This window comes from Fodinibius salicampi, assembly GCF_039545095.1.
GTDB lineage: Bacteria > Bacteroidota > Rhodothermia > Balneolales > Balneolaceae > Fodinibius > Fodinibius salicampi.
The window spans coordinates 683,974-703,585 of record NZ_BAABRS010000002.1; the positions used below are offsets into that span (position 1 = coordinate 683,974).

A 19,612-nucleotide genomic window follows, 5' to 3' on the forward strand; every position below is an offset into this window, starting at 1 on the left:
TACTTCAATCAGATTTTCTTATAGTAGGCTCAAAAACTCCTTATTCTCTACTTTTGACTGGGTAAATTATGTTGAGGGGCACTGTAATCAAATTAAATACTTGATAAAATTTGATTAGATTCCGATCTATAAAACCAACTTTTTAGACTTGTATAAATTGTTTGTAAATAAAATTATATCAAGTGGGTAAAGTTCACACATACAATTTTACTTTCGAATGGCACTTAAAGGTTATATGGGGATTATTTCGGGGAAATAACAATTTAAATCGTAAACAGAAACGATTAATTAAATTAATTAAAGGAAGATTAAGTTTTTTTCTACCCTTTTTAGCTACCCTTTTTATCCCATTAATTAGCTGGGGTCTAAATAAAAATACAATTTGGGGTTTATTAGGTATAGTTAGTTGCCTTTTCTTTTGTGCAGTATCCTATATTATCTTTTTTAAGAACAAGATCAGTAAGAAAGGGGAAAGTAATCTAAAGTTTTTCGATGAGGTAAACTTTAAATCACCTGGAGATGAAATAGCTATAAAAGATACTGTTAAAGGAATTTTGAATTCCGAAAAAGCTCAACCACAATTCGTACATGTTGCCCCAATACCAGATGAGTTTAAAAAGGGTAAAATTAATTTAGCAACTAATGGTTATTGTCAAATTATTGGAAAGCCAGGTGAGGGGAAAAGCTTGCTTGCATATCATTTAGCCTATCGATTCAGACCAATGACTTTTCCTCCTAATTTAATAAATAGAGCCAATAGAGTTGTATTTCAGCTTACAACCAAATTTTTTCAAGAAAGTCTTGATGAAGATAGAGAGGAAAGGTTAATAGAGGAAGTATTATTTGAACTGGATAAACTTCCAGGGAATATTAAGATTATCATAGTTGATGATGCTCATACAATTGAATCTAAAAGCTTAAAAAGTGAATTAATAAAAGAAGCAGAAAGTAATAATATTTATTTGATTTGGATCGAAACGGTTTTATATCAAGAATACATGAAACCCAGCCAATCTTTTATAAATATCCGATTTAAAAAATTTGTAGATAAATTAGTCGAAGGGTTTTATAACACAAATGACCCTCAAGTAAATAGGTTGCTTGAGGGTAATATCGGAGGTATTGATGAAGCCAAAAGAAGCGTTGGTTCAGAAAGACGTTTCCCAACTACAAATGTTAATGATGTATGGCATTTTAATTTTATCGCCACAAAAGGTGATGAAAGGTTAAAAAGAGAGATAACTAAACTGAATGATGCCCATCAGATAGTTTTATTTCATATAGCTGCAGTAAATATCATTAGAGGTGATGTAGAAGTTCACATTGACGAGCTAACTGCTAAATTTTCGAGTAATCAATGGATTAAAACCTACCTCCCTACTATAAATGATATAGTGAATGCCATACATTATTTACAGAGCAATAAGGAAGAAGGGATAGAAATAAGATCATCTTTTATAAAGGAATATAATGAAGGAGTAAAGACACTGCACTTTAGATTTTCCGTTAAAATTATTAAAGAGATTTTTGATAATAACACTGAGGTATTTTACAGAAAGTTAATATCCTCCTTTAGTATATGGTTAGAAGATGGAGAGTATGAGTTAAATCAGTTTATATCAGTATTCCATGAATGCTTAAATGATGAAATGTTAAAGTCTTTGCTAAAAGAGAATATTTCTTGGTATCAAGATTTTATTAAAAATCCACATATAGAAAAGATCAATAGATGGGAATATTGCTTAAGGGATTATACGAGAATATTTGGAAATCTTGATTTTTTACAGGCTAATAATTTGGAGCAAATTGTAAATGTAATAAGCGATACCGATCCTAGTCAATTTCAAGTTCTTGGAGAAGGATTAAGGAAATTAAATCAGAATATTGAAGACTTCTACAAATTTTTCAAAGCAGATAACTGGAGAAGGTTAGCTAAACAAATAGAATTTGTTTCAATAGAATACTTCGACAAACTCGGTGATTTACTAAGGTTAATTGGGCGAAGTAATCAAATTAATCTTTTAAAAAACGTAGATTGGTCGATAGTTGAAAAAGAAATAAACAAAACCGAGATACAAAATTTTGATAAATTATTTCAACTAATGCGGAACCTTCCAAATGAGTACCAAAAAAGAGTTATTTCTTCTTTAAACTTAAATCGTTTGGTTGATGAAATTAAAAAAGCTAAACCTAGACAATTAGGAAAAGTAGCTTATCTGTTTAGTTTTTTAGATCTGCCTAGCCAAAGTGACATTATTCAGGATATAGATTGGAGTTTGATTGGCAAAAAAATGAGTTCCATCAAGCTCCAAAATGTTGATCAACTATCAATGATATTAAAGTATCTAGGACCCAAAGAACAAGAATTAATACTTGAAGAGATCAACTGGGCTAGTTTGGCAGAGGACATTCAAAAGATGGATATCCGTAATGTGAGTAAACTTTCTGCAATTATTGGAAAATTAAATCCAAAGAGTAAAAGTAAATTATTTAGTCATATAAGGTGGAAAAAATTTACTGCTGATATAGAACACATAGAGATTAACCGGCTTCATAGAGTAACGCACTTTTTGAATTTGCTGGATGAAGAATCTAAAGACAAGATCTTCAAAAATATTGACCTGTCTAGATTAATTGACCAATTCAACAGCTCTAAAATATATAATTTAGAAAAATTTTCATCCTTTTTAGCTTCTCTAAATGATGAATATAGGAATGAGTTCATTAACAGTCTGGACTGGGATTATGTAGTTTCCATATTAAATAATGTTAATGCGAAATACTTAAGCTCCCTAGCTACATTCATTCGTGTTCTAGGTAAAGATAGACGTCAATATATCTTTAAAAATTTGGAATGGGATAATATTATTAATGAGCTTAATGATATTAATATCCGGTATTTTAATGGTTTTTATAACTTTGTAAGATTACTAGATGAAGAACATAAGAATTTTATTTTTTCGAAATTAGATAAGAAAAAAATAGCAAATAAGATTAACAATTGCTCCATTAAACAATTTAATCTGATCAGCCTATATTTTGTTCTACTTAATAAGGAACAAAAGTATAGCCTTTTTGAAACTCTAGATTGGGATCATATAGCGGCTGAGTTTCAAAAAGTTGATGAAAGAACTCTCAATCAGGCAGCTAAATTACTTTCTGATTTAGAAGAATATAATGTTGAATTATTGGCCAGACTAGATCTTAAAAATATTGCAAAAAATCTAAAGCCATCCTATATGGCTACAAATGGATTAGTTTATTTAATTAGATTATTCCCCAAAGAATATTCAGAATCTTTTGCTAAAGAAATTAATTGGTATGATTGGCTGAAATTTGTGAAGAGTTCGCCTCATAGAGAGTTAAACCAGGTAGGAGTTATGTTACTTTATTCTCAAGAAGATAGAAGACAGATTAATGATTGGATTCAAAATCGGAAACAAGAGTTGATTCGTAATTGTAAAAAAGTTTACCATAGTGATGGTATTGAAATAAGTAGGTTTTTAAAGGGGGTGTCTTGTTTAAATGAAGATTTATCTAGAGAGTTTGCACGGATCATTATAAAAGATTCATTGTCTTGTGATTCTTCCTTCAAATTTAGTAGGAATTTATATAGCCTTATAAAGTCTTTTCATGATTTAGATCATGAAATATTGGAACTTTATTTAACACAAAAATTTGAAGATGGTATACCAATTGGTGAAAAGCTAATTGATAATATGAAAAAAGATGAGTGGGGAAGAGAGACGGAGAATGAAGAACTTATTAAAAACATTCTCAAATTGATTAATAGCACTAATCCAGATCTTATTAAAAGCCAATTAACCGAGAAAGAAATTCATGAATTCAATTTATAGAATGAGGTAGTTATAGTTTATAATTAATTGTTGTACTAATGTTGTACCATATATTAATAAAAAACCCCTAAGATGATGTTACAAAACAACTTAGGGGTTTTATTAAGTACCCGAGGCCGGACTCGAACCGGCACTGGTATTTAGATACCAATTGGATTTTAAGTCCAACGCGTCTACCAATTCCGCCACTCGGGCATCAGTCAATATGTTAAGGACACAATAAATATAACGAAATGTTACTTCCGTTGTAAGCAACCTGCTCAAAATCAGACGCTAAATATAATAGTTTCATATCAACATCTACAACATTCTTTTTAGAGAAATAAGGTTCTCTTTTAGAGCCTGAGTCTGTCGGGCTGCCGGAATCGGACAAAATATTTTGTCAAACTTTCCTTATTTTCACTGAACTACTTTTATATATAGGAGACGCTGAAGCATCAGCGATAGGTAAATAAAAAATATCAGCCAAACGGTAATGCTAACTGAAGGATCTAAAGAATACCATGGGTAAGAATCTTAAAGAACGTCTTAAAAGAGAACTTTCCGAGCTAAAAGAAGAAGGCCTGTATAAAGAGGAGCGCGTTATTACGACACCCCAGGGAGCGGTAATCAATACGGAAGGAGGGGAGGAGGTGATTAATTTCTGCTCCAATAACTATTTGGGCTTGTCTTCCCATCCCCGGGTGCTAAAAGCCGCCAAAAAGACCGTCGATGAATATGGGTACGGCATGTCCTCGGTGCGATTTATTTGTGGCACCCAGACCATCCACAAGAAGCTGGAAGCCAAACTGGCCGATTTTCTGCATACCGACGATGCCATCCTGTATGCCGCCTGTTTCGACGCCAATGGCGGTATTTTCGAGCCGTTACTGGGACCTGGAGATGCGATTATATCGGATCGTCTGAACCATGCGTCAATCATCGACGGAGTGCGTCTCTGCAAGGCTGATCGCTACGTATATGCCCATAACGATATGGAGTCGCTGGAAGATAAACTGCAGGAAGCCTCGGATGCCGAAGTGAAGATCATTGCCACAGACGGCGTGTTTTCGATGGATGGGACGATTGCCCAGCTGGATAAAATTTGCGACCTGGCTGACGAATACGATGCGCTGGTCATGTCGGATGAGTGCCATGCTACGGGATTTATAGGTGAAACGGGGCGCGGTGTGCCGGAATATCGTGACGTATTGGGACGAGTGGATATTATTACCGGTACGCTTGGAAAGGCATTGGGCGGCGCTTCCGGTGGATTTACAGCAGCGCGACAAGAAATTGTGGATATGCTTCGTCAGAAATCCCGGCCCTATCTTTTTTCCAATACGCTGGCTCCGTCTATAACCGGGGCGTCTATTGAGGTGCTGGATTTGCTGAATGAAACTACCGAGCTCCGAGACAAACTGGAAAACAATACCACTTATTTCCGGGAGGGCATGAAGGAAGCCGGTTTTGATATCAAGGAGGGTTCGCATCCTATTGTGCCTATTATGCTGTATGATGCCAGGAAAGCGCAGAAATATGCCGAGCGCCTGTTGGAGAAGGGCATTTATGTGATCGGCTTCTACTACCCCGTGGTACCTAAAGGGGAGGCGCGTATTCGGGTACAGCTTTCAGCGGTCCATGAGAAGGAACATCTGGATCAAGCGATTGAAGCCTTTACCGAAGTCAAAAGAGAACTCGCATAACCTTTATTTATGACAAAGATTTTAATTACGGGTGCCTGCGGTCAGCTAGGAAGTGAGCTGACGGGGAAGTTACGATCTGTTTACGGAAAAGATAATGTGATTGCCACGGATATTCGTCCCCCGGAGGGCGAAGTGGGGGAGGGACCCTTTGAAGAGCTGGATGTGCTTGACCGGGAACGTACCGAAGAAATCATCGATCAGTATAAAATCGAGCACGTTTACCATTTGGCGGCACTGCTTTCCGCCAAGGCCGAACAGGATATAGAGTTCGGCTGGAAGCTGAATATGGGGGGACTGCTGAATATTCTTAAGGTGGCCAGGGAAAAGTCACTCGGACGAATTTTCTGGCCCAGCTCTATCGCGGTTTTCGGTCCCGATGCGCCCAAACAGCAGACCCCGCAGAATACGGCACTCAATCCAACTACGGTTTACGGCATCAGCAAAGTAGCCGGGGAGCAGTGGTGCGCCTATTTTTACCGGCGCTTCGGAGTGGATGTCCGAAGCCTGCGCTATCCGGGACTGATTGGTTACAAATCCATGCCTGGGGGTGGAACGACCGACTATGCGGTGGATATTCATCATAAAGCACTAAAACGACAGTCTTATGACTGTTTCTTAGCCAGAGATACCGCTCTGCCTATGATGTATATGGCAGATGCGGTTAATGCCACCGTCCAGTTAATGCAGGCCGATGGAAAAGATATTGAAGTCCGCAGAAGTTATAACCTTTCCGGGGTTAGCTTTACGCCGGCAGAAATAGCCGAAGTCATAAAGCAGCACGTTCCTGACTTTGAAGTTAATTATGACCCCGACTATCGCCAGGATATTGCGGATTCCTGGCCCGATTCCATTGACGATGCTCCCGCACGCGAACAATGGGGATGGCAGCATCAGTACGATCTGGAGGCCATAGTGGAAGATATGCTGGATAATTTATCTGAACGAGTGGAAGTATTATGATTTGTTAATGTTAAGAACAAAACGGAGTTCTCTTTGGTAAGACCAATTAAGTATTTACTTTTTTTTACCTATATTCGATATTGCCCTAAATTAGCATAATGCATCATATTACTTCCTATAAATAAATGAATAATCTATGAAGTCTACTGTTGATCGAAGAGATAAAATTATACAAAAAATTCAGAGCGAAGGATCCGTTCGTGTTGATGAGCTGAGTGAAGAGTTCGACGTTTCCACGGTGACTATTCGCAATGATCTGGATTTTTTTGAAGAAAAGGGATTGATTCATCGTACTTACGGTGGTGCCCTTCTACGTAATAATGTTTATAACGACCCTTCTCTGGAAGAAAAACAGAAAATAAATGTAGAGGAAAAAAAGAGAATCGGAGAATATGCAGCGGGATTGGTTAGCGATGGAGACTCTATTATCCTGGATTCGGGAACCACCACGCGCGAAATTGCCCTCCGTTTGAAGGAGAAAAAAGACCTGACGCTCATGACCAATGCCATTAATATTGCTGTTGAGCTGGCAGGAGTTTCCGGGATGCGATTAATGCTTACCGGTGGCGTGCTGCGGGATAAATCGTATTCGCTGGTAGGACCGGAAGCGGAGCGGATGATGGAGAATTACTACTTCGATAAGCTCTTTTTAGGAGTGGATGGAATGAATTTTGACCATGGATTGACAACGCCAAATCCGCAGGAGGCACAACTTAATAGGATGATGGTTGAACGGTCGAATACGGTTATTTTGGTATCTGATTCGTCAAAATTCGGACGGCATAGTTTCTCTTATATTTGTGGCCTGGAGCCCATCGAAACCGTTATCACCGATACGAAAATATCGTCGGAGTTTGAGGAAGGATTTAAAGAGAGAGATATTGAAGTGGTGAAAGTGTAGGTACAACCTCCTTTAATTAGGAGGATATTATTCCAATTGGTACCATTTTTCAGCATTCAGCCGATATATTTTCTCGAGAATGGCTTCCGGCAGCGCTAGCCCCTGGAAGGATTTTCTGACCTGTTCGGACTCCATGGGGCGGTCGGTGGTTAAAAACTCCCAGTGCGCAGTCCATCGCCGTTCGAGCTCCTCGTTAATAGTCTTTGCAGGCTGACCGGGATCATTAATAATGTCCGTTCCATAGATGATGCGATCTTGGTATTTCTCAAAGAAGTCTATTACACTTTGGCGATTTTCTGCCGCGTGATAGTAGAGGTGCGTAATACGCTCGGCCAGGTCTACCGCCAAATTAGGATAGCGTTCCAGCCGTTGTTCCACCTTATCCAGGTTCCATTCCAGGCTGGCCAGGTGGAGTCCCACAAACCGAAGATTGGGATGCCGGTCTAAAACGGCATCGCGGGCTTCAATATGGTCCCTGTAACCGGGGTATTCATCGTGTTTGTACATATGGTATTCCGGGTGTGCTGAGAAATACTCCCGGTCGCTTTTAACGGTCATTTCTTCCACCGGCAGCCAGCAGTTTTTGGGTTCGCCCTGGTGACCCAACACCGGAATCTGCTCTTCCTCAAGAAAGCTAAACACCGGCTCGAGCTCCGGATCATCCGGCATTAAGAAAGAACCGTCCGTGCGCCGGATGGACATCCCGATATTCTTCCAGAACTTGACGCCAATGGCCCCTTCCGCCCGGTCGTTTTTAATTTTTGTTATCGCTGATTTGGCCCAGCCGTCCGAAAAAATATGTTCTGATGATACGGTGGTGGCATAATGGAGAGGAATATCAGACTCTGCGCTGTGTGATTGGGCCAGCTGCCGCTGCTTTTCAATAGAGGGGAAGTCCGGCACTTCCGTATTGATGCTTACCAGCGAGAAGTTAAACCGCCGGGCCATCTCGAGTAGATTGGGTCGGTCGGCATTGTAGTGCACGTGGGCGTCAATTTTGGGAAAGGAATCGATAGCAGGCATAAGATTATGCTTGATTTATCATTGTAATTTTTTCTTCCAGCAGCGCCTGCACATGATCGATGGCCCCCGGAAATACTTTGCGCAGGTCAATTTCCTCTGACTGGGGCAGCTGCTCCCGAAGGGTATTCATAAAGCCGTTCTTGATTTCCGTCGCCAGGTTTATTTTTCGGATGCCGTTGCGGATCGCCGCCTGGATTTGGTCGTCCGGAATGCCTGAGCCTCCGTGAAGCACCAGGGCCGCCGGGGTGGCTTCGTGTATCCTGCCTAACAGCTCAATATCAAGGTCAGGGTCCATATCATAAAAACCGTGGGCCGATCCTATGGCCACAGCCAGAGCGTCCACGCCGGTATCCTCGACAAACGAGCGGGCTTGCCCGGGCTGGGTAAAGGCCACTTCTTCTTTCGACTGGCCAAGTTTGGCAATATAACCGAGCTCCGCTTCGACGTTGGCTCCGTAGGGGGCGGCCATCTCGACGACCTTCCGGGTAATGTCGCGGTTTATCTCGATGGGCTTTTCACTGGCATCAATCATGACCGAGTCGTAGCCGGCATCGAGGGCTCGCCGGATGAGCTCGGTATCCTGGGCATGGTCCAGATGCAGCCAGGCTTCTACCCCGTACTGGCGGATTGCCGCCCGCGCCAGCTGGGCCGTCACTTCCAGCCCCAGGTAGTCAATGGTGCTCTTGGTGGACTGTAAAATGATGGGAATGTCTTGGGCAGCAGCTGCCTTAAGAGTGGCAGAAAGGGTTTCAAAGTTGTAGAAATTTACAGCTAAAAGCGCCTTGTTCTGCTGGTCTAATTCAGCAAATTTATCCTGTAAAGTCATCGACATCGGTAATTGAAAATTGGTTTACGGCAATGTTTTGTACGGTTTCAAAACTTTTGATGGCCTTCGTGCCACCGGCAGACGTGGTGGAAACGGCCCCGGTGATATGGCCAAACCGGATGCAATCCTGGATGTCATCCCCTTGCAGGTACCGGTGAATAAGGCCTGCATTGAAGCTGTCGCCGGCCCCGACCGCATCTACCGGCTGTTTATTATGGTAGCCCGGTATGGACTGTATCTCATCAGCAGTAAAGTAAAGAGCCCCGCTGGTCCCTTGTTTAATAATGATGGTGCCATCAGTAAGATGAGGTTGTAGTTTGGTGATGCCTTCTTCGATCGTTGGGCTCCCCGAAAGTGCCAGGAATTCATCTTCATTGGGCAGAAAGAAATCCACCTTGGAAAGGAGGGCGGGGATATCCAGATCCCATCGTTCGTCGGGGTCCCACTGGGTGTCCAGAGAAATGGTCATCCCTTGCTTCTTCGCTTTATTTACTATTGCCAACAGGTTTTCTTGAATGACCGGCTGCATGAAGATGGAGGAAATATGCAGGTGTCGTATGTTGGTAAATAGATTTTCGGGAAAGTTATCCGGACCAAAGTGCTCCATCGCCCCGGGATAGGTAACCATAGCCCGATCGTTGTTGTGTCGGATGATGGCGGTCAGCCCGGTCTTATGCTGGGGAGATGTAGTGACATGGGAGGTATCCACCCCGAATTCCCGGAGTTGTTCGGTGATCATGTGGCCGAAATCATCCTTGCCAACCATGCCACAAAAAGCAGTGGGGGTGCCCAGCCTGGCCAGATTTGCGGCAAAAATAGCCGAGGAGCTGCCCATGGTAAGGTTAAAGTCGGATGCAATTTTTTCCTTACCCAATTCCGGAAAGGAGGCGACATTATCCAGTATTAAATCCATATTGAGCTCCCCGATCACCAAAACTTTAGGGTTAAATACTTTCTTATCAGCCATGAAAGGATATCGTTTCGATTTCTATATTTTCTGTTAGTTCTGTGATCACTAATTCAGGATACTTTTGGAGTAGCACAGGAGATAATTAACCAAGGGATTGGCAAAAACCAATAAAAACATCACAAATTCGGTGTTTTTGGGGCTTTATTATAGATCGTAACGCCTTCTACAACGCGGGAAATAGTACCATTCGGCGAAGGGTTATCCGGATTATATCCAAAAGCCAGGGATTTATAAAAGCCGATAATCTGGGCGGGAATGGTACAGGCGATAGCCCAGAGATGATCTTTCAGCTTTGTTTCTTCATTCAGAGTTATCGAATAACTCGCTTTTACAGTATCATAAGGACTTTCAGAAACGGCAAGAGTCGTTAGTCCGATATCGTGATCCTGAATCTGAGTGACCAGATCTCTTTCATACTGATGGACATCCTCTTTATTGGAAAGGAGGTATACTAATAGTGTTTGATTATCAATAATGGCCTTGGGGCCGTGTCGAAAACCTAGAAAGGAATCATATTTCCCGATGACTTTCCCGTTGGTAAGTTCCTGTACTTTAAGGTGCGATTCCCGGGCAATGCCCCATTTATTACCGCTGCCCAAAAAAACGATTTTACTGAAATCAGCTTGAGAAACCTCGTAAAGGGTGTCACTGAAGTCGTTAATAAGTTGTTGACCGTAATCACAAAGTGTTTTGATCTGCTGGTTTAGCTCTTCCTCTTTTTTAGGTTCAGTTACAATTTGAGGGATAAGAACGGCGGCCAGGGACATACTGGTAAAACTGTTGGTCATAGCCAGGCTTTGATCTTCTGCCTCGGGAGGAATGAAGAAAACATAGGTGTTTTCATGATCTTTGAGCTGGCCTAATTTACCTTTTGGGTTACAGGTTATGATAAGATGGAGTACATTGTCACAGTGTTCATTTGCAAGATGAATAGTGGCGGTACTCTCCGGACTATTGCCCGACCGGGCAAAGGAGATAAGTAATAAGGATTTGGCGGAATTAATATGCTCATCAAAATGAGTTACCAGGTCCGTAGTTGGAATAGCCCGGGCTGTCTGGGCGCAGGCTTTATTCCAGGAAGAAATCCCAGTATCTCCAATAAAAGCGGAAGAACCTGCACCGGTTAAAACGATTTGTACATGCTCATTAGCGAGGACTTCGCTTAAAAAGGTAGTAAGGTTTTCTTTTTCCTTACGGATTTTTCTCCACGTTTTAGCCCATGTATCAGGTTGAGCGGTAATTTCTCGGCCCGTGTTTTTACCGTTTCCGTTACTTTCTAACAACATAAAATTTCTTTTAGACTAATAACTCAAAATGTGGTTAGCCACTATGCTAACTCTCAGAAAAAATACATAACAATTGAAGGTATCTTAAATTATAAAAAAACAAAATGAAAGTATATATGTTTATTAAATCTTTTTATGTGAAAAATTAAGCATCTGCTATGTTTTCGGTTTCTTCTTCGATCCCAAGCAGAAATGAAGCAATAACCGCCAGAACCATACCGGCCATAATGATGATATGAGGTATAACAGCATAGAGCATCAGTGAAAGAATTATAGTGATGACAGGAGCCAGGGAATTAGTTATTGGAGAAACAACGATCGCTTTTCCGTATCTAAAAGCATATACAAGGGATAAAGCACCAATCGCATTAAGCAGCTGTATAATAATGGCCGAATAGAATCCTGAGATTCCCCAGTTAATAGGTTGGTTAAAGTCGGTCATCAACAGGGCAAAAGGCATTAGCAGTAAACCGGTAATGGTCATATAGAAAAAGATACTTTCCGCCTGCATGGTTTCGTTTGCAAAACGCAGTATATAGGCCTGAATACCCCATGCGAGGAAGACAAGCAGCGAGAGGAAAATCCACAGGTAACCACTTGTAATCCCGTTTCCGGGTTCCTGGTATGATAAAAGGGGAATGGCTATAAGGGCCAAAACAATTCCCATCCAGCCTTTAAAGCTGGTTTTTTCTTTTAAAAAGAGGGTGGCAAGTATGATAGTAACGACCGGGGAAAGAGAAATAAAGGGAAAAATGAGGTAAGCCGGACCCGAACGCAGCGTTTCAAATAATATAAGTTGTCCCCCGGCTCCTAGTATACCTGCCAGACTTCCATATATGATTGATTTTGTATCATATTGTACTTTCCATTCTACCTGGTACAGGGCAAAGATGCAGGGAGGAATCATGGTGAACGCCCAAACGGCATATCCCAGAGTTGCGGGAAACCCATTTTTTTCAGGTATTTCTATAAATGCGCCCCAAATTCCCCAGAAAAATGTTGTTAATACAGCATACCATAACCAACGTTTATCAGACATAATATTTATCCATATTTATCACACAAAAAGTGACAGATAATTGTTTTAAACTATAATGGCATTTATTTAAGAAACAAAATGAAAGATAATTATCCTATAAAAAAGGAAAGAAAAACTAAAGTATTGTTTTTGGCTTAATAATTAATTAATTATTGGTGTTTTGAAGTGATTTTAAGTATTCATCATATAAACGATTCTACAGATCGTATTGTAAGTTATATGATTGATATGAGTCTTAAGGGATTATTCAAATTTATTCATATCGTATAAGCTTCTATGATTATATCAATATATATTAAAGGGTGGGGGAAGAAGGTTTGAGTATCGGTATGATGGTTTCTATGTAGTTTATTAAACGATAAAGGAGATAAAATTGGAAATAAATTAAGGTGAATGACTATGAGTAACGGCTTTGGACGCAAGGAGTTTTTAAAGCTTATCGGATTAGCGGGTTTTACGGGTACAGGTCTTTTTTCAAATTTTACCGATGATTCTGAACATGGAGTATCGTATAAGAAGAAACAAATCCAGCGATTTAATATGCACGGCTATGCCGCTCCAGCACTGGAAACCGTGCGGATAGGAATTATAGGAGTAGGGAACAGGGGATCAGGTGCAGTCAGACGGCTTGCCCGTATTGAGGGGACCGATATAAAAGCTATTTGTGATCTGGAACAGCAAAGGGTCGAGTCGGCCATAGATTCGATCAAGGACACTTCTCATAATCCTGAAGGTTATTATGGCAGTGAAGAGGAGTGGAAGAAGGTGTGCAATCGGAAAGATATCGACCTTATATATATATGTACTCCTTGGGAGTGGCATACCCCTATGGCTGTATTTGCTATGGAGCACGAAAAACATGCGGCAACTGAAATTCCAGCAGCGCAGACTATTGAGGAGTGTTGGAAACTGGTTGAGACCTCGGAGAAGACCCGACGGCATTGTATGATGCTGGAAAACACCTGTTATGATTTTTTTGAGATGGTCACTTTAAATATGGCTCGCAATGGATTTTTCGGAGAGATTATTCATGGGGAAGGCGCTTATATCCATCAGCTGATCAACCACAATTTTTCTAAGGATAACTATAGTAATATGTGGCGTTTGAACGAAAACAGGGACAGAAATGGGAACTTGTATCCTATGCATGGTTTAGGGCCGATCGCCCAGACAATGAATCTTAATTCCGGAGATCAGATGGATTATATGGTATCAATGTCCAGCAAAGATTTTATGATGCGGGAGAAGGCGAATGAGCTGGCAGAAGAAGATGACTTCTGGGAGCAGTATGCCGACTGGGACTACAGGGGAAATATGAATACCAGTACCATTCGGACTCATAAAGGACGGACAATTATGCTGCAGCACGATGTCACTTCACCCCGTCCCTATACTCGAATACATCTGTTGAGCGGTACCAAAGGAATGGCAAGAAAATGGCCATTGCCGGCAAAGATAGCAACAGATCACAGTGGTTGGATTTCAGAGGAAGAGTTCAACGAGCTGGAAGAGAAATTTACCCCGAAAATCACTAAAAAGGTAGGAGAAATGGCCCGACAGGTAGGTGGCCACGGAGGTATGGATACGTTGATGGACTGGAAGCTGATTGACTGTCTCCGCAATGGTTTGCCCCTGGATATGACCGTTTATGATGCGGCCCTGTGGAGCTCGGTTATCCCGCTAAGTGAACGGTCTGTTGCCAACCGATCTGAAACGCTGGATGTGCCTGATTTCACAGGTGGGGCCTGGAAGAGCAATGAACCGCTGATGGATATCGAACTTCGGCGGGGAGGGACAACACAAATTATTTAATTACCCAACTTTCTGAAGGGCTTAACTTAATCTCTCATTATTTTCTGTAAAGGTAGGAGGGGGGGAACTCTTGGAACTATTTCACATAAAAAAAGCCCGCTCAAAAATGAGCGGGCTTCTATATTTTAATCAATAAATCGATTATTTACTTATAATCAAGACTGCGTACATCAGTTGCACTCAATCCTTTAGGAGTTTCTTCGACGTTGAATTCTACACTTTCACCGTCTTCAAGACCTTGATTATAGTCTAAGTTTTCTACGTTGTTTCGGTGGACGAATACATCTTTGCTTCCGTCCTCAGGTTCGATAAATCCAAATCCTTTTTCTACGTCGAACCATTTAACTTTACCTTGTTGTGCCATTTATACTATGTATTGTTTTGTCACCTACGGTTTAATCCCTTGATTAGAATTTATGTTGTCAAATTCTGGAAAGGAGTTCACACGATAGGTGGGAATTAAATATAACATACCAAGATAATAATCTGTAAACGGAATTTCCATATTTATTTTATATCGTTTTTTGAACAGGTATTGATGTTTATAAAACTTTTTTCCGGAAAAAGGGAATAAAAGAGCATATATATCTGTTATATGCATAGAATTACCGAAACAGGGTAATGTTTTGATTCTTTTCAAAAGTCCGGGATATTACCTTAAGACGGAGTAAATAAACGAACGTAAAAAATCATTTATATATAAGAGGTAAAGTTACTATGGATATTAAAAAACTATTATTTGGTTTGGCTACTTTTGCACTATTAATAAGCTCTGTACCCCAGAAAGTAGCGGCGCAATGGAGTTTAGGCGCTTCTTACGAGATAAGAGATGAAGAACCGGAAAATGGGTTCGGTGTTCGCCTGGAACGAGATATTTTGCAGCGTCTGCCGATTGTAAACCTGGGTTTACGCGGACATTTTAGTTACTTCAATGAAGAAAACTCCCTTTCGCGAGATGGAGTAACCTACTCAAGGGAACTTACAAATTATGATTACGGATTAGCTGCTGTAGGCGGTGTATCGGTTGGGCTTGTGGCTCCATATGTGGGATTGGGATTAGGATCAAGCACGATGGATGTAAATCGTGATGATTTACCAGAAGATTCCCCCTTCGATGAGGATGGAAGCGATAGCGCAATCTATTGGAATGGATTTGTAGGCGCTGAAATTAGTCCTGTTCCTTTATTAACTCCTTTTGTAGAATACCGCCTTGAGCAGGTAAGCAATTATGAAAATTTAGATGAGTCTATTAAAGAAGGAAATGGGCGGCTGATCTTTGGAGTCTCTATTAATTTTTAAATTTAAGATATTTTATCAGGCGGACACCATGTTGTGTCCGCCTTTTTTATTTATGATTGGAATTGAATAAACAGTTATTTTACTTATAAATAAGAAGCCCCGAACGTTATGGCTTCAAACCGAATAGGCTTTTTTTGTTAACAAGGTTCTATGGCTGAAACCAAAGCTACATATAATATTGATCTGGATGCACATACGCTTGCCCCACCCGAGCAGGCGAATCTGGATCAGCTTTTGCAGGTATGTCGAGACCATCTGGAAGAAGTTGATGAACAGATGGTTTCCCGTGCATTTAAGCTGTGTTACCTGTCCCATGAAGGCATCGAACGTGCCTCTGGAGAAGCTTTTTACCTGCATCCGGTAGCTGTGGCAGAAATTGTTGCATCAGAAATTAATATTGATGATGTATCGGTGGTTGCTGCTCTTTTGCACGATACCGTAGAAGATACCGGGGTTACCCTCGATGACATAGAGGAAAAGTTCGGTGAGGTGGTTTCCCATCTCATAGATGGAGTAACCAAAATTTCGGGTGTCTTTAAAAGCCGGGATACCAAGCAGGCAGAAACGTTTATGAAGCTGCTGCTCTCCATGGCGGAGGATATTAGGGTAGTACTCATAAAATTTGCCGACCGGCTTCATAATATGCGGACGATACAGCATCTTCCTCGCGAAAAGCAGATGCAAAAGGCCACTGAAACGATGGAGCTGTATGCACCGCTGGCCCACCGTTTTGGACTGTTTAATATGAAGAGTGAACTTGAGGATCTCTGTTTTAGGGTTATCGATCCCAATTCATATAAATTTATTGCCCGAAAACTGCGGGAGAAGAAAGAGGCACGGGAGAATTTCATCGAGGAGTTTATGGAGCCCATTAAGGAAGAGCTGGAAAAACAGGGGTTTACTTTCGAGATTAAGGGACGTCCCAAACATATATATTCGATTTTTCGGAAGATGCAGCGCCAGCAGAAACCTTTTGAAGAAATTTATGATCTGTTTGCTATCCGAATTATCCTTGAAGATCCCCACAGCAAGGAAGATTGCTGGCGCGTCTATTCAATTATTACCGATTGGTATACTCCAATCCCCAAGCGGTTTCGTGATTTTATCTCTGTACCAAAGGCGAACGGATACCAGTCTTTACATACTACCGTAATAACCAAGCAGGGGCGCAAGGTTGAAGTCCAGATACGTACCCGGCAGATGGATGATATCGCCGAAAAAGGTCTGGCAGCACACTGGAAATACAAAGAAGGGAAAAAAGGTTCTGAAACACTGGACAAATTTGTTCATTGGGTACGCGATGTACTCGATAATCCTCGCCCCGATGCGGCAACTGAATTTGTAAAAGATTTTCAGTTGAACCTATATCAGGATGAAATTTATGTTTTTACCCCACAGGGAGAGCTTCGAACGCTTCCGCAGGGAGCAACGCCCATCGACTTTGCTTTTGATATCCACAGTGAGATTGGAGAGCGGGCTATGGCAGCTAAAATAAATGGCAAGATGGCCCCCTTGAGGCAAAAGCTGGAAATTGGAGACCAGGTCGAGATTATTACGGGGAATAAAATCAATTTAAATCCCGACTGGATTAATGATGTGGTTACTCATAAAGCCAAATCGCGCATACGCCAGTATATTAAACAGCAGGAACGCGAGGTGGCCGATGAGGGACAGGAAATCTGGGAAAAACGAGCCAAGCGTGCGAATGTGGTGATCTCTGACCAAGACCTGATGAAGGTGGCTCATAAACTGAAGTTTGAGTCGACACAGGAGCTTTTCTACGAGATTGGGAAGGGCAACTTTGACGTCAGCAAGCTTTTGAAAGCTGCCAAGCAGTTCACTGGAAAGGGGCGTATCCAAAAGGAGGAAAAAGAACAGAAGAAAACCCCCATAACTGAGGAAGAGATTCAAAAAACCTATATTGATGCGGCCCGCTCTATAGGTGATGAGAAGGCCCTGGTTATCGACGATAATATCTCCAATATCAAGTACAGCTATGCCAATTGCTGTAATCCTATCCCTGGCGACGATGTAATTGGATTTATCAGCCGCACAGGTGATGTCAAAGTACATCGCTCGAACTGTAAAAACATACATCATTTAATCCAAACAGACGGCGAACGGGTCATTGATGTATCCTGGGCCAAGAATATTAGCTCTAAGTTCCTGGGAGCTGTTAAGATCGTTGGTGAAGACCGGGTAGGAATGATTAACGATATTACTGATATTCTTTCTAAATCCATGGAAACGAATATGAAGAGTATTAACGTTAATAGCGACAGCGGTATGTTTGAGGGCATCCTGACGGTCTATGTAGATAATATTGATCATCTTGATCGTGTGATCACTAAATTGCACAAAGTCGAAGGGGTGAAAAGCGTGTTCCGCTATGAATAATCACTTAGGATTGATCAACTATTTTATTCAGAAGTATTTAACCTCTGTTCTTAGCTGATAATTGCTTGAAATCCGTTAAAAAAGGCTATGTTAAGCATAGCAATACAAAATCACTGGCAAAACTTTCAAATCCGTCATAAAAGTAATATTATCAACCACCTCGTGGAAACAGGTATAAAAATAGATTTTTGTGCTTTATTCCAGTACTAATTGTGTGGTTTTTAAATGATGACTTATACCAAAAAAGATATTGTTCGACGCGTGGCAGAGCAGCTCGATGAACCAATGGTTCAGACAGAGCCGTGGGTTGAGGCTGTGTTGGTAGCCCTGCGGGAGACCATGATGGATGCGGATCCTACCTGTCGGATCGAATTGAGGGATTTTGGTGTTTTTGAAGTGAAGAAAACCAAGGCTAAGCCCAGGGCGCGAAATCCTCGAACAAACGAAGAGATTTATGTTCCCGCGCATCGAAAAACGCATTTTAAACCAAGTAAACTTTTAAAACAATTTCTGAAACAGCCTCTTGAAGAAGAGGAAATAGAAGAAATGGAAGGCTGATTGTGGCTAAATATGGCAGACTTATAGGAATCGATGTCGGTACCAAGTGGATTGGGTTGGCACGTACGGATTTGCTTAAAACCGTTGCAAATCCCATAGGGACCTATCACGATTCTGAAGTAATGGAAGCGCTCAAAAAGCTTGTTGAAAATGAACAGGTGGAAAAATTTGTGGTAGGATGGCCGCTCACCCCCGAAGGCGACGAAGGAAAAGCTATTAAGATGGTTCGTAGCTTTCTGAGTCGGCTGGAAGAGCATTTTCCTGATATGGAAGTTGCCAAGATGGATGAACGCTATACCTCTAAGGAAGCTGTACGGGCTATGGTAGAAGCAGGAGTTCCTAAAATGAAGCGCAGGGAGTCGGATCGTATTAACAAGGCGGCCGCTGCTATTATTCTTCAGAAATACATAGAATTCATGAAATCAGAGAATGTCCGTGTTACCGATCGTTACGTATGATGATGAAGTGCTTCGCCAAAAGGCAGAGCCTGTCACAGAAAATTCCGAAGAAATTCAGCAACTTATCGATGATATGTTTGATTCGATGTATAATTCTGACGGGGTCGGGCTTGCAGCACCCCAGGTCGGGAAGCTTAAACGGCTTTTTGTTGTAGATGCCGATCCGATGGCTGAAAAGGAGGATGAGCCCGAGTATGGTCCTATTGCCATGATTAATCCTGAAATAACTTCAGAAAGTGATGAGGAAGTTGATATGGATGAGGGATGCCTCAGTATTCCGGGAGTGAATGCAACGGTTAGCCGGCCTGAAAAGATAACGGTAAGCTATCTTGATCGTGATTTTAACCGAAAAGAACTGAAAATAGGGGGATGGCTTTCTCGTATCGTTCAGCACGAAACCGATCATTTGGATGGAATACTGTTTCTGGATCACCTTTCTTTCTTTAAACGGAAATTACTCAGTTCTAAACTGAAGGAAATTGCATCCGGAGAAAAGGAGATTGATTATCCAACTGTACCAAAGGATAAATAACTAGCGGAG

16 protein-coding genes and 1 tRNA gene are annotated in these 19,612 nt (G+C 41.3%); 10 read left to right on the forward strand and 7 right to left on the reverse strand.

Annotated features, from left to right (window positions below):
• Positions 1–182: 182 nt before the first annotated feature.
• A complete protein-coding gene (locus ABEB05_RS10665; protein ID WP_265789984.1) occupies positions 183–3,857 on the forward strand; it encodes a hypothetical protein in 3,675 nt (1,224 codons plus the stop codon).
• 107 nt (positions 3,858–3,964) lie between these two features.
• On the opposite strand, the gene ABEB05_RS10670 is transcribed toward ABEB05_RS10665, so the two are convergent.
• Positions 3,965–4,052 (reverse strand) — tRNA-Leu (locus ABEB05_RS10670).
• 308 nt (positions 4,053–4,360) lie between these two features.
• On the opposite strand from ABEB05_RS10670, the gene kbl reads away from it, so the two are divergent.
• The 3 genes from kbl to agaR all read left to right on the forward strand — a co-directional run bounded on the left by kbl (position 4,361) and on the right by agaR (position 7,403).
• The gene (kbl, locus tag ABEB05_RS10675; RefSeq protein ID WP_265789986.1) at positions 4,361–5,542 is read left to right on the forward strand and encodes a glycine C-acetyltransferase; all 1,182 of its coding nucleotides are present in this window, start codon (positions 4,361–4,363) and stop codon (positions 5,540–5,542) included.
• A 9-nt stretch (positions 5,543–5,551) separates the two neighbouring features.
• Positions 5,552–6,502, forward strand: coding sequence for an NAD-dependent epimerase/dehydratase family protein (locus tag ABEB05_RS10680; RefSeq protein ID WP_265789988.1), 951 nt, complete (start codon positions 5,552–5,554; stop codon positions 6,500–6,502).
• Between the two features lie 136 nt (positions 6,503–6,638).
• A complete protein-coding gene (gene agaR, locus ABEB05_RS10685) occupies positions 6,639–7,403 on the forward strand; it encodes a transcriptional repressor AgaR (protein WP_265789991.1) in 765 nt (254 codons plus the stop codon).
• A gap of 27 nt (positions 7,404–7,430) precedes the next feature.
• On the opposite strand, the gene ABEB05_RS10690 is transcribed toward agaR, so the two are convergent.
• The 5 genes from ABEB05_RS10690 to ABEB05_RS10710 form a co-directional block, all read right to left on the reverse strand.
• A complete protein-coding gene (locus ABEB05_RS10690; protein ID WP_265789993.1) occupies positions 7,431–8,426 on the reverse strand; it encodes an amidohydrolase family protein in 996 nt (331 codons plus the stop codon).
• A 4-nt stretch (positions 8,427–8,430) separates the two neighbouring features.
• The gene (locus tag ABEB05_RS10695; RefSeq protein WP_265789996.1) at positions 8,431–9,258 is read right to left on the reverse strand and encodes a class II fructose-bisphosphate aldolase; all 828 of its coding nucleotides are present in this window, start codon (positions 9,256–9,258) and stop codon (positions 8,431–8,433) included.
• Positions 9,236–10,219, reverse strand: a complete 984-nt coding sequence (locus ABEB05_RS10700) for a carbohydrate kinase family protein (RefSeq protein WP_265789999.1) — start codon at positions 10,217–10,219, stop codon at positions 9,236–9,238. Before ABEB05_RS10700 ends, ABEB05_RS10695 begins: the two co-directional genes overlap by 23 nt.
• 119 nt (positions 10,220–10,338) lie before the next feature.
• Entirely contained in the window at positions 10,339–11,508 is a 1,170-nt protein-coding gene (locus ABEB05_RS10705) for an SIS domain-containing protein (RefSeq protein WP_265790001.1), read from the reverse strand.
• 145 nt (positions 11,509–11,653) lie between these two features.
• Positions 11,654–12,547 (reverse strand): DMT family transporter, encoded by an 894-nt coding sequence (locus ABEB05_RS10710; protein ID WP_265790003.1) that lies wholly within the window; start codon positions 12,545–12,547, stop codon positions 11,654–11,656.
• 399 nt (positions 12,548–12,946) lie between these two features.
• On the opposite strand from ABEB05_RS10710, the gene ABEB05_RS10715 reads away from it, so the two are divergent.
• Entirely contained in the window at positions 12,947–14,359 is a 1,413-nt protein-coding gene (locus ABEB05_RS10715) for a Gfo/Idh/MocA family protein (protein ID WP_265790005.1), read from the forward strand.
• A 145-nt stretch (positions 14,360–14,504) separates the two neighbouring features.
• On the opposite strand, the gene ABEB05_RS10720 is transcribed toward ABEB05_RS10715, so the two are convergent.
• Positions 14,505–14,723: a cold-shock protein gene (locus ABEB05_RS10720; RefSeq protein WP_265790006.1), complete on the reverse strand. Its 219-nt coding sequence runs from the start codon at positions 14,721–14,723 to the stop codon at positions 14,505–14,507.
• A gap of 353 nt (positions 14,724–15,076) precedes the next feature.
• Between ABEB05_RS10720 and ABEB05_RS10725 the strand changes: the two genes are divergently transcribed.
• From ABEB05_RS10725 to def, 5 genes are all read left to right on the forward strand, one after another.
• Positions 15,077–15,658 (forward strand): outer membrane beta-barrel protein, encoded by a 582-nt coding sequence (locus tag ABEB05_RS10725; RefSeq protein ID WP_265790008.1) that lies wholly within the window; start codon positions 15,077–15,079, stop codon positions 15,656–15,658.
• Positions 15,659–15,808: 150 nt separating this feature from the next.
• Positions 15,809–18,055, forward strand: coding sequence for a RelA/SpoT family protein (locus ABEB05_RS10730; RefSeq protein ID WP_265790010.1), 2,247 nt, complete (start codon positions 15,809–15,811; stop codon positions 18,053–18,055).
• A gap of 225 nt (positions 18,056–18,280) precedes the next feature.
• Entirely contained in the window at positions 18,281–18,613 is a 333-nt protein-coding gene (locus tag ABEB05_RS10735; protein WP_265790011.1) for an HU family DNA-binding protein, read from the forward strand.
• A 2-nt stretch (positions 18,614–18,615) separates the two neighbouring features.
• Complete coding sequence (gene ruvX / locus ABEB05_RS10740; RefSeq protein ID WP_265790013.1) at positions 18,616–19,071, forward strand: Holliday junction resolvase RuvX; 456 nt, start codon at positions 18,616–18,618, stop codon at positions 19,069–19,071.
• Entirely contained in the window at positions 19,043–19,603 is a 561-nt protein-coding gene (gene def, locus ABEB05_RS10745; protein ID WP_265790015.1) for a peptide deformylase, read from the forward strand. Before ruvX ends, def begins: the two co-directional genes overlap by 29 nt.
• Positions 19,604–19,612 lie beyond the last annotated feature (9 nt).

Coding starts and splice junctions, on each gene's coding strand:
- def (WP_265790015.1), top strand. CDS start 19,043: ATGTCCGTGTTACCGATCGTTACGTATGATGATGAAGTGCTTCGCCAA.
- ABEB05_RS10725 (WP_265790008.1), top strand. CDS start 15,077: ATGGATATTAAAAAACTATTATTTGGTTTGGCTACTTTTGCACTATTA.
- kbl (WP_265789986.1), top strand. CDS start 4,361: ATGGGTAAGAATCTTAAAGAACGTCTTAAAAGAGAACTTTCCGAGCTA.
- ABEB05_RS10700 (WP_265789999.1), bottom strand. CDS start 10,219: ATGGCTGATAAGAAAGTATTTAACCCTAAAGTTTTGGTGATCGGGGAG.
- ABEB05_RS10690 (WP_265789993.1), bottom strand. CDS start 8,426: ATGCCTGCTATCGATTCCTTTCCCAAAATTGACGCCCACGTGCACTAC.
- agaR (WP_265789991.1), top strand. CDS start 6,639: ATGAAGTCTACTGTTGATCGAAGAGATAAAATTATACAAAAAATTCAG.
- ABEB05_RS10680 (WP_265789988.1), top strand. CDS start 5,552: ATGACAAAGATTTTAATTACGGGTGCCTGCGGTCAGCTAGGAAGTGAG.
- ABEB05_RS10715 (WP_265790005.1), top strand. CDS start 12,947: ATGAGTAACGGCTTTGGACGCAAGGAGTTTTTAAAGCTTATCGGATTA.
- ABEB05_RS10710 (WP_265790003.1), bottom strand. CDS start 12,547: ATGTCTGATAAACGTTGGTTATGGTATGCTGTATTAACAACATTTTTC.
- ABEB05_RS10735 (WP_265790011.1), top strand. CDS start 18,281: ATGATGACTTATACCAAAAAAGATATTGTTCGACGCGTGGCAGAGCAG.
- ABEB05_RS10730 (WP_265790010.1), top strand. CDS start 15,809: ATGGCTGAAACCAAAGCTACATATAATATTGATCTGGATGCACATACG.
- ABEB05_RS10720 (WP_265790006.1), bottom strand. CDS start 14,723: ATGGCACAACAAGGTAAAGTTAAATGGTTCGACGTAGAAAAAGGATTT.
- ABEB05_RS10705 (WP_265790001.1), bottom strand. CDS start 11,508: ATGTTGTTAGAAAGTAACGGAAACGGTAAAAACACGGGCCGAGAAATT.
- ABEB05_RS10695 (WP_265789996.1), bottom strand. CDS start 9,258: ATGTCGATGACTTTACAGGATAAATTTGCTGAATTAGACCAGCAGAAC.